The following is a 745-nucleotide window of genomic DNA, read 5'->3' on the forward strand; positions in this document are numbered from 1 at the left end:
GTATTAACTGTTCGGTTGATTTAGATGTGGAAGGTATTTTAGGATACAATACATTAAAAACAAAAGACGGGGCATCTGAAGTTTCCTTCGTTGACGGTCCTCTTATGAAAGCAATGAAAAATGGGCATTTCCTATATATCGATGAAATTAATATGGCAAAACCTGAAACACTTCCACTTCTTCACGGTGCATTGGATTACCGTAAAATGATTACAAATCCATTTACACAGCAAGTTGTATATGGTGATGAAGAATACCGTGTAATTGCTGCAATCAACGAAGGTTATGTTGGAACAAGTGAATTAAATGAAGCATTAAAAAACCGTTTTGTTATCATTGAAGTTCCTTATATTCAAGGCGATACATTAAAACAACTATTATTATCCGAATCAAAATTGAAAGACATTGCAACAATTGAAAAGTTTGTGGCATTCGTAAGTGACCTCATGCCACTTGCTCGTGATGGACGCGTAAGTGAAGAAGCAGCAAGTATTCGCGGAATTATCGACGCATGTGATTTAGGCGTATATATTCCTGTTATGCGCGCAATTGAGCGAAGCATTATTGCAAAATTAAATGATGAAACAGAACAAATGACTGTCCGCGAATTAGCAGAAAGCTACTTTTTTGAGGGATAATTCATGAGACAAATTTTTAGTGACAAAAAAATTGATGCGTCGCTGTTTCTTCAAATGGAAAATTTAATGTATGCCCTTCTAAAAGAAGACGATGCCTACCTTGAGTA

General features: G+C 35.8%; 1 protein-coding gene. It reads left to right on the forward strand.

The window, feature by feature from the left end; all coding sequences use genetic code 11:
* The coding region (locus AC1DIT_RS28250) for an AAA family ATPase (RefSeq protein WP_476998616.1) at window positions 1-638 on the forward strand (638 nt) is incomplete at its 5' end.
* Between the last annotated feature and the right edge of the window lie 107 nt (window positions 639-745).

It is taken from the genome of Bacillus sp. 05T22 (assembly GCF_056396765.1).